Annotated in this window: 6 protein-coding genes; 4 read left to right on the top strand and 2 right to left on the bottom strand. The window is 62.5% G+C overall.

The window, feature by feature from the left end; all coding sequences use genetic code 11:
• The coding region (locus tag HX898_RS29805; protein ID WP_180196508.1) for a methyl-accepting chemotaxis protein at nt 1–803 on the top strand (803 nt) is incomplete at its 5' end.
• Between the two features lie 260 nt (nt 804–1063).
• The gene (locus HX898_RS29800; protein ID WP_180196507.1) at nt 1064–2887 is read left to right on the top strand and encodes a methyl-accepting chemotaxis protein; all 1824 of its coding nucleotides are present in this window, start codon (nt 1064–1066) and stop codon (nt 2885–2887) included.
• Nucleotides 2888–3022: 135 nt separating this feature from the next.
• Here the strand turns inward: HX898_RS29800 and HX898_RS29795 are convergent, their stop codons facing one another.
• Nucleotides 3023–3511: a DUF523 domain-containing protein gene (locus tag HX898_RS29795; protein ID WP_171599110.1), complete on the bottom strand. Its 489-nt coding sequence runs from the start codon at nt 3509–3511 to the stop codon at nt 3023–3025.
• A 267-nt stretch (nt 3512–3778) separates the two neighbouring features.
• Nucleotides 3779–5893, bottom strand: coding sequence for a glycine--tRNA ligase subunit beta (gene glyS / locus HX898_RS29790; RefSeq protein ID WP_180196506.1), 2115 nt, complete (start codon nt 5891–5893; stop codon nt 3779–3781).
• Between the two features lie 219 nt (nt 5894–6112).
• Here glyS and HX898_RS29785 point away from each other — a divergent pair, with 219 nt between their 5' ends.
• Complete coding sequence (locus tag HX898_RS29785; RefSeq protein ID WP_180196505.1) at nt 6113–8422, top strand: Tex family protein; 2310 nt, start codon at nt 6113–6115, stop codon at nt 8420–8422.
• 133 nt (nt 8423–8555) lie between these two features.
• On the top strand, nt 8556–9815 hold the full coding sequence (locus HX898_RS29780; protein WP_180196504.1) for a cyclopropane-fatty-acyl-phospholipid synthase family protein: 1260 nt from the start codon (nt 8556–8558) through the stop codon (nt 9813–9815).
• Nucleotides 9816–9848: the final 33 nt, after the last annotated feature.

Below are 9848 nucleotides of genomic sequence, written 5' to 3'. Positions count from 1 at the left end.
CCATGGCCAAGGTCAGCGCCAAGGGCACCGACATCGGCACCAGCAAGGAAGAGATCCGCCGCGCTTCCAACGAGCTGTCACAGCGCACCGAGCGCCAGGCCGCCAGCCTGGAAGAAACCTCGGCCGCTCTCGACGAACTCACCGTCGCCGTCCGTCAGACGGCCGATGGCGCCCATGAAGCGAGCAAGCGCGTCCACGCGGTCAGCACCGAGGCAACGCATAGCGATGCGATCGTCACCCAGGCGATCGAGGCGATGAGCGGCATCGAGAAGTCGTCCTCGGAGATCACCAAGATCATCGGCGTTATCGACGAGATCGCCTTCCAGACCAATCTGCTGGCGCTGAACGCCGGCGTCGAGGCGGCGCGTGCCGGTGAATCCGGCAAGGGTTTTGCGGTCGTCGCCCAGGAAGTGCGCGAACTTGCCCAGCGTTCCGCCGCTGCGGCCAAGGAGATCAAGGACCAGATCGCCCGCTCCTCCAGCCAGGTGGATCACGGCGTCCGTCTGGTCGGCGAGGCCGGCGAGGCGCTGAAGCGCATCTCCGACCAGATCAAGGCTGCCAACGAGATCGTTGCCAAGATCGCCCACAGCGCCTCCGAGCAGGACACCACGCTGCGCTCGATCTCCTCGTCGATGAACCAGCTCGACGCCGCCACCCAGCAGAACGCCGCCATGGCCGAAGAGACCACGGCATCCGCCGAGACACTCGCCACCGATACCGACGAACTGATCGACCTCATCCGCGGCTTCCGCGTCGGCGCACCGCAGCACCGCCAGGCCGAACCGATGCGCCGGGCAAGCTGAGAATTCGACAACAAGCAATATTCGACCGCCGGGGGAAAATCCGGCGGTTTTTCTTTGTAAGTACCCCTGGATTTTGAGGGAAATTCGGATCGCGAACAATAAAGTTAAAGCTTTTTTATAGGGTGGGCATCAATTGTTCCTTACCCGGTCGCAGCATGTTTGTTTTAGCAGCGGTAGACGCGTCGTCTTGTTTGGCGCGCTCGCACAGGCGGTAGAAAACCGCACCGGAATGTATTCACCCATTCCCGTTGCGAGGCGTCATGAAAAATTTGAAGATATCGAAGCAGCTCATATTGCTGGTCGTCGGCCTGATGATTGCCTTTGCGATCGCCACCTCCCTGCAGATCCGCTCCTCGGTCGATGCGATCTACAAGGAACGTTATGACATGCTGCGCGCCGAGGTTCAGTCGGCGGTCTCCGTTCTCAAGCTTTACCAGGCCAAGGTCACCGCCGGCGAAATGACGCTGGAGGATGCCCAGAAGCAGGCCTACACCACCGTCAACGGGATGAAATACGATCCGGACGGCTATTTCTTCGGCTATAGCTACGACGTCCAGATGGTATTCCACTACGATGCCTCGAAAGTCGGGCAGATCAACAAGGGCCAGCCGGACAGCAAAGGCAAGCTCTATCGCGATGAGCTGGTCAAGCTCGGGCAGCAGGGCGGCGGTCTCGTCGAATATTATTCCACGGTCAAACCGGGCCAACCCGTTGGCGATTATCGCAAGACGGCCTATGGCCAGGCCTTCGAACCCTGGAAGATCGTCGTCGTCACCGGCGTCTACATGGACGATCTCGATGCTCAGATAAACAGCACGATCCTGACCGCGCTCTCCGGCAGCATCGTCCTGTTCTTCCTTGCCATGACAGCCGCCTATATCGTCATCCGCGGCATATCGGGACCTCTCAACAACGTCCATGCCGCCCTCAAGGCTGTCGCCGAAGAGGATGTTTCGATCACCATTCCGCACACCGGCATGAACAACGAAGTCGGCATGATGGCGAAGGCGACGCAGTCACTGCAGGAAAAGATCAGGGAACGCCATGCGATGTCGGATCGCGAGGCGGCCCAGCAGCTGGCGCTGGAAAGCGAGCGCGAAAACAATCTGCGCCAGCAGCAGGACGAAGCAACGCTGCAGGCGCGCGTAGTGACGACCATCGGCCAGGCGCTGGAGATGATCGCCCGCGGTGATCTCACCGTTCGCTGCGCCGATCTCGGCCAGAAGTATGCCGCCCTTCGCGACAACTTCAACGATGCGCTGTCGCATCTCGAAGCCGCCATGGCCAAGGTCAGCGCCAAGGGCACCGACATCGGCACCAGCAAGGAAGAGATCCGCCGCGCTTCCAACGAGCTGTCACAGCGCACCGAGCGCCAGGCCGCCAGCCTGGAAGAAACCTCGGCCGCTCTCGACGAACTCACCGTCGCCGTCCGTCAGACGGCCGATGGCGCCCATGAGGCGAGCAAGCGCGTCCACTCGGTCAGCACTGAAGCCACCCATAGCGATGCGATCGTCACCCAGGCGATCGAGGCGATGAGCGGCATCGAGAAATCGTCGTCGGAGATCACCAAGATCATCGGCGTCATCGACGAGATCGCCTTCCAGACCAACCTCCTGGCGTTGAATGCCGGTGTCGAGGCAGCTCGTGCCGGTGAAAGCGGCAAGGGTTTTGCGGTCGTCGCCCAGGAAGTCCGCGAACTCGCCCAGCGCTCCGCCGCGGCCGCCAAGGAGATCAAGGATCAGATCGCCCGCTCCTCCAGCCAGGTCGACCACGGCGTCCGTCTGGTCGGCGAGGCAGGCGAGGCGCTGAAGCGGATCTCCGACCAGATCAAGGCCGCCAACGAGATCGTCGCCAAGATCGCCCACAGCGCTTCCGAACAGGACACGACGCTGCGCTCGATCTCCTCGTCGATGAACCAGCTCGACGCCGCCACCCAGCAGAATGCCGCCATGGCCGAGGAGACCACGGCATCGGCAGAGACGCTGGCCACCGATACCGACGAGCTGATCGACCTCATCCGCGGCTTCCGAGTCAGTGGCGAAAGCGCTGCCCCGGTCATGCATCAAGGTCGTCGCGCTGCATAGCGCAATTCCAGGAAAAGTGTGTAGCGGTTTTCCGTCAGGAATTGCGTAAAAACAAAACGGCGCGGAGGCAACAAGCCTTTTCATCACCAAATTCTTAGCGGCCGTCGGTTCTCCGGCGGCCGTGCCATTTGGAGCTCATTGCTCGATACGCTCGATCAGCCGCTCGATCTCGTGATCGGAAAACACTTCGACACCGGCCGCTTTCAGCGCCGCCGCCGTCACGCCGTTGCCGGCTCGTTTGCGGCCGGAAAAGGTGCCGTCATAGATGAAACCGGATCCGCAGGACGGGCTGCCGTCAATGAGCAGCGCATAGCGGCAGCCGGCCTGCCTTGCGAGCGCCACGGCATTCTCCGCCGCCTGCAGGAACTCTTCCGTCACGTCGGCGCCCGTCAGCTCGACGACCCGCGCCGTGCCGGCCAGCACATCCTCGCCGGTCGCACCATTTCCAATCTCGGCCGGAGGGCGCGGCACCGGCATGCCCGCCGACATTTCCGGACAGATCGTCACCAACCGGCCCTCGGCCTGCCATGTCTCGATCGCCGAATGAAGCAACGGCTTCGCCCGACCGTCATACCGAACGGCGTGCCCCATGAGGCAGGCGCTGACGAGAATCTTGCTTTGCATGTCTGCTTGAATAGCGCCGTAGTGGCGGCAATGCCAGTGTTGGGGTGGGCGGGTTGTTCAATGGGTAGCGAACCGTATCCGCCCCTCATCCGCCTGCCGGCACCTTCTCCCCGTAAACGGAGCGAAGGGGAACACGCCGCGACCTCTCCGTTCCTCGCTTACCTCTGGTGGGGCATGTGCCCTCTCCCCGCAAGCGGGGAGAGGGTTAGGGTGAGGGGCAGATGTTTTTCGAAACCGCGCTGCATCGACACCGCAAGAAGCGGAATATCACCCCGAGATCTTCGAGAAATCCGCAACCGCTCCCGTCGCCTCACGAATGAGCCGCAACAGGGCGAGACGGTTGGCGCGGATGGCGGCGTCCTCGTCGTTGACGAGCACGTCTTCGAAGAAGCGGTCGACCGGGCCGCGCAGCTTGGAGAGCGCTTCCATCGCCGAGCGGAAATCTTCCCCGGCAACCGCGTCCGATGCATCCTTCGAGGCGCTGGAGATTGCGGCGAACAGTTCCTTCTCGGCATCGAGCTTCAGAAGCGCTTGCGAAACGCCGTCGGCGATCACGGTACCCTTCTTTTCCTCGGCGGCGAGCAGCTGCGTTGCGCGTTTGGTGCCGGAAAGCAGGTTCTTGCCATCTTCCGAGGTGATGAAGGCCGTCAGCGCTTCGACGCGGCGCGCCACCATCAGCAAGTCGTCGGCATCGGGCGTCAGCACGGCGTCGATCAGATCATGGCGGGCGCCCTGGTCGCGCAGATAGACCTTGAGACGGTCGTGGAAGAAGGAGAGCAGATCGCCATCCTTGGTCGTTGCCAGCAACGGCAGGCGGATCCTTCGCTCCAGCAGGATCCTGACGACACCGAGTGCCGCCCGCCGCAGGGCGAACGGATCCTTCGACCCTGTCGGCTTTTCGTCGATCGCCCAGAAACCGATCAGCGTATCGAGCTTGTCGGCAAGGGCGATGGTGATCGCCACTTTGTCCTCCGGCACGCGGTCCGATGGACCCTGCGGCTTGTAGTGATCCTCGATCGCTGCGGCAACGGAAGCATTCTCGCCCTGCAACACCGCATATTTGCGGCCCATCAAGCCCTGCAGTTCCGGGAATTCGCCGACCGCTTCGGTGCGCAGATCGGCCTTTGCAAGCACGGCGGCGCGATCGATGAGAGCCGCGTCGGCGCCGGTGATATCAGCCAATTCCTTGGCAAGCGTGCGGATGCGGGCGACACGCGCGCCCTGTGTGCCGAGCTTGGCATGGAACGTCACATCGAGCGCATCGAGCTTGGCCATGCGCTGGTCGAGGGGCTTGTTGATGTCGAGGCCGAACTTTGCCGCCGAAGCCGTGAGCGTCTCGAGATCCGGCAGATTGCCCTGGTCGCGCTTCCAGAAATGCAGCGCATCCGAAAGCCGGGCCCGCACCACCTTGCCGTTACCGTGGACGATTTCCTTGCCGCCGTCGCTCGCCTGGATGTTGGAGACGAGGATGAACTTGTTCGAAAGCGTCTCTTCACCCTGTTTGCGGGTGACAAAACACTTCTGGTTGGTCTTGATCGTCAGCCGGATGATTTCGGAGGGGATCGAGAGATAATCCTCCTCGAAGGTGCCCATCAGCACCTGCGGCCATTCGACGAGGCCGGAGACTTCCTCCAGCAGGCCTTCGTCTTCCACCAGCTCCAGCCCGTTGGCAAAGGCGATGTCGCGGGCGTCGTGCAGGATGATGTCCTTGCGCCGTTCGGCATCGAGGATGACCTTGGCCTTTTCCAGGTTCGCCGCATAATCGTCGAAGCGCCGGACGGTGATCGCCTCGGGCGCGTGGAAACGGTGGCCATAGGTGATGTTGGAAGCGGTGATGCCGTCGATCTCGAAGGGGATCACGACGGTCTCTTCATGCTCCGGGCCGAAGGTGCAGACGATCGACTGCAGCGGCCGCACCCAGCGCAGCGCACCGGGCTTCGACGAGGCCTTGCCCCAGCGCATCGATTTCGGCCAGGGAAAATCGCGGATGATGCCGGGCATGACATCGCTGACGATCTCTTCCGTTGCGCGGCCGGACTTGGAGATGACCGCGACGTAGAAATCGCCCTTCTTCGGATCGCTCACCACCTGCGCCTCGGAGACTGAGGAAAGGCCGGCGCCGCGCAAAAAGCCTTCGATCGCCTTCTCGTTGGCGTCGGTGCGCGGTCCCTTGCGCTCCTCGCGCACATCGGCGGAGCGGGCCGTGAGGCCATGAATGTCGAGCGCAAGCCGCCGCGGCGTCCAATATTCGCGCGCGCCCTCGTAGGAAAGACCCGCTTCGACAAGCGCATCGGTGACGAGCTTCTTCAGGTCGCCGGCAGCCTTGCGCTGCATGCGGGCCGGAATCTCTTCGGAGCGGAGTTCGAGAAGAAGGTTTGGCATGTCGAATTTCCTTGCCTCCCGCGACAGGGGAGGGATGGCATGGGCGCCGGGTCAAAACGTTGCTTCTGCTAGCAAAGAATGGCGCATCTGCACAACCGCAAAATCGCCGCCTTTCCGGCATGCTTATCCTGTGGATCGGCGCTCGGCCGTAAACTCCAACATTGCCTTGCCGCTTTTCGCCGCTATGGTCCCGCCACCTCTGACGAAACAGGAAATCCCATGGCCGCAGACCTCCGTTTTCTCGCAGCCCGCATCTCCGCCGAAATCAACGCCCGGCCCGAACAGGCCAAAGCCGCCATCGAGCTGCTTGACGAAGGCTCTACCGTGCCCTTCATCGCCCGCTACCGCAAGGAAGTGACGGGCGGGCTGGATGATACGCAGCTGCGCAATCTCGCCGAGCGGCTGGTCTACCTGCGCGAACTCGAAGCCCGGCGCGACGCGATCGTCGAATCGATCACCGGCCAGGGCAAGATGACCGACGAGCTGATGACCAAGGTCGCAGGCGCCGAAACCAAGGCCGAGCTCGAAGATCTCTATCTGCCCTACAAGCCGAAGCGCCGCACGCGGGCCGAAATCGCCCGCGAACGCGGCCTCGGCCCGCTCGCCGAGACGATCCTTGCCGACCGCGCCAGGGAACCGGCGGTGTTGGCCGAAGGCTTCGTCACCGCCGATGTGCCCGATGTGAAGACGGCGCTCGAAGGCGCGCGCGACATCATCGCCGAAGGCATTGCCGAAAATGCCGACCTGCTCGGCAAGCTGCGCGCCCATATGCGCCAGGCCTCGCTGCTGAAGGCGAAAGTCGTCGACGGCAAGCAGGCGACCGGCGAGAAGTTTTCCGATTATTTCGACCATTCCGAACGCTGGGCGACCGCCCCCGGCCACCGCGCGCTGGCCATGCTGCGCGGCTGGAACGAGGAGGTGCTGACGCTGACGATCGAGGCCGACGCCGAGACGACCTCTCCGAACAAGCCGGTCGAACGCATGATCGTGACGGCCTACGAGATCGGTACGAGCCGCCCCGGCGACCGCTGGCTGATGGAGGTCTCAAGCTGGACCTGGCGCGTCAAGCTTTCCATGTCGCTCTCGCTCGATCTGATGCGCGAACTGCGCGAAAGGGCCGAAGAAGAGGCGATCCATGTCTTCGCCCGCAATCTCAAGGATCTGCTTTTGGCCGCACCCGCCGGCTCGCGCGCGACGATGGGTCTTGATCCCGGCATCCGCACCGGCGTCAAGGTCGCCGTCGTCGACGGTACCGGCAAGGTGGTGGCGACATCGACCGTCTATCCCTTCCAGCCGAGAAACGACGTGCGCGGCGCCCAGGTCGAGCTCGCATCGCTGATCCGCAAGCATAATGTCGAGCTGATCTCGATCGGCAACGGCACCGGCAGCCGCGAAACCGAAAAGCTGGTGGCCGACATGCTGGCCGAGTTGCCGGCGCCGAAGCCGACCAAGGTCATCGTGTCGGAAGCCGGCGCCTCGGTCTATTCCGCCTCGGCGACCGCCGCGGCTGAATTCCCGGATCTCGACGTGTCGCTGCGCGGCGCCGTCTCCATTGCCCGCCGCCTGCAGGATCCACTGGCCGAATTGGTCAAGATCGAGCCGAAGTCGATCGGCGTCGGCCAGTATCAGCACGACGTCGACCAGCAGAAGCTATCGCGTTCGCTCGATGCCGTGGTGGAAGACGCGGTGAATGCCGTCGGCGTAGATCTCAACACCGCGTCAGCGCCGCTGCTGTCCCGCGTCTCCGGCCTCGGCCCGTCGATCGCCGACGCCATCGTCCGCCACCGTGACAGCGAAGGCCGTTTCGAGACGCGAAAGGATCTGCTGAAGGTCGCACGCCTCGGCGGCCGCACCTTCGAGCAATGCGCCGGCTTCCTGCGCATTCCCAACGGCAAGGAGCCGCTCGATTCCTCTTCGGTCCACCCGGAGGCCTATGGCGTCGCCAAGAAGATCGTCGCCGCTTGCGGCCGGGATCTGCGCACGCTGATGGGCGATAGCGCCGTGTTGAAATCGGTTGATCCGCGCCAGTTCATCGACGAGAAATTCGGCCTGCCGACGGTCAGGGACATCATCGCGGAGCTGGAAAAGCCCGGCCGCGACCCGCGTCCGAGCTTCAAGACCGCGACCTTTGCAGAGGGCGTCAACGAAATTTCCGACCTGACGCCCGGCATGGTGCTGGAAGGCACGGTGACCAATGTCGCCGCCTTCGGCGCCTTCGTCGATATCGGCGTGCACCAGGATGGTCTGGTGCACGTCTCCCAGCTTGCCGATCGCTTCGTCAAGGATCCCCACGAGGTCGTCAAGGCGGGAGATGTCGTCAAGGTGCGGGTTGTCGAAGTCGATGCCAAGCGTAAACGCATCGGTCTTTCCATGCGCCGCGATGACGGCTCCTCGGCGCCGCCGCCGCGTGGTGATTCTCGCGGAAACCAAGTGTCGCGGCCGCAGAACGAGCGCCGGCCCGCGGCTCAGAAACCGGAGAGCCAGGGCGCCTTCGGTGCGGCACTTGCCGAAGCCATGAAGCGAAAATAAGGGTTTAGCCGGCATTTCGGCAAAAATGCAACAGTTTGGCAGCGTTCTGAACAGAGTGCTAAATCCGGCGCTTGTAAGGCGAAAGGGAGCTATTAAGTTGATGTGACCATCCCGTCACATTTGCGAGGCGTCCATGGCGTCGGCATTCTTATCGATCGTCCAGCAAATCGTCCGCAAGGGTTCGTTGAAACTTACCCTTGCCAATGGCGAAACCCACACTATCGGCGACGGCACGGGTGAAACCGTTGTCGCCCGCCTTGCCGATCAGGAGGCCGAGGACGCCATCCGGCGCGACCCGGCGATGAAGCTCGGCGAAATGTACATGCAAGGCCGGTTCATTCTCGAACAGGGCAACATCTACGATTTCCTGTCGCTGGTGAAACAGAACACCACCAACGAAATCTTCGATTTCAAGATGGCGGCACTGCTCCTCGGCCGCATTGCCTGGCAGCAGCTGAAGAGCCGCGTGCCGGTCAATCGCAACAAGCACAATGTCGCCCATCATTACGACCTGTCGGCCAAGCTCTTCGATCTTTTCCTCGATGAGGACTGGCAATATTCCTGCGCCTATTTCGAGCCGCCGGGCATTGGTCTCGACGAGGCGCAGCTCGCCAAGAAACGCCATATCGCCGCCAAGCTTCTGCTCGAGCCGAACCAGCGCATCCTGGAGATCGGCTCCGGCTGGGGCGGCATGGGCATGTACCTGGCGGAGGCGACCGAAGGTGCAGAGTTCACCGGCATCACGCTGAGCGAAGAGCAGTTCAAGGTCTCGCGTACGCGCGCTGAAAAGCGCGGCCTTGCCGACCGTGTGCGTTTCGAACTGCAGGACTACCGCACCATGACGGGCAGGAAGTTCGACCGCATCGTCTCGGTCGGCATGTTCGAACATGTCGGCATCGGCCATTACGGCAATTTCTTCCGCAAAGTATCGGATCTCCTCGACGACAACGGCGTCATGGTGCTGCATTCGATCGGCCGCCCGAAGCCGAGCTTCGGCACCAATGCCTTCATCGAGAAATACATCTTCCCGGGCGGCTACATCCCTTCCGTCGGCGAGGTCGTGCCGCCGCTTGAAAAGGCCGGGCTGTTGGTCAAGGATATCGAAATCTTGCCGCTGCATTATGCCTATACGCTGCGCCATTGGCGCGAGCGTTTCGTGGCGCGTAAGGCCGAAGCGGTGGCGCTTTACGACGAGCAATTCTTCCGCATGTGGGAACTCTATCTGGCCGGTTCCGAAATAGGCTTCCGTTGGGACGAGCTCTTCATCCTGCAGATCCAGATCGCCAAGAACCAGTTCGCCGTTCCCGACAATCGCAATTACATCGCGCGGAATGAAGCGAAGCTGAAGGAATTCGAGGCGGGACGCGCCCCGCTCGAAAAGGTGACGTTCTGATCCCGCGGAAATGCCGCTTCCGCTGGCGGTTTT

Source organism: Rhizobium sp. WYCCWR 11128 (assembly GCF_013416305.1).
GTDB lineage: Bacteria > Pseudomonadota > Alphaproteobacteria > Rhizobiales > Rhizobiaceae > Rhizobium > Rhizobium indicum.
Note: the sequence above shows the minus strand (reverse complement) of the source record. Positions and strands in the feature narration are given on the sequence as shown.

Excerpts from the sequence above, each read along its gene's own strand:
- HX898_RS29800 (WP_180196507.1), top strand. The coding sequence starts at position 1,064 with ATGAAAAATTTGAAGATATCGAAGCAGCTCATATTGCTGGTCGTCGGC.
- HX898_RS29795 (WP_171599110.1), bottom strand. The coding sequence starts at position 3,511 with ATGCAAAGCAAGATTCTCGTCAGCGCCTGCCTCATGGGGCACGCCGTT.
- glyS (WP_180196506.1), bottom strand. The coding sequence starts at position 5,893 with ATGCCAAACCTTCTTCTCGAACTCCGCTCCGAAGAGATTCCGGCCCGC.
- HX898_RS29785 (WP_180196505.1), top strand. The coding sequence starts at position 6,113 with ATGGCCGCAGACCTCCGTTTTCTCGCAGCCCGCATCTCCGCCGAAATC.
- HX898_RS29780 (WP_180196504.1), top strand. The coding sequence starts at position 8,556 with ATGGCGTCGGCATTCTTATCGATCGTCCAGCAAATCGTCCGCAAGGGT.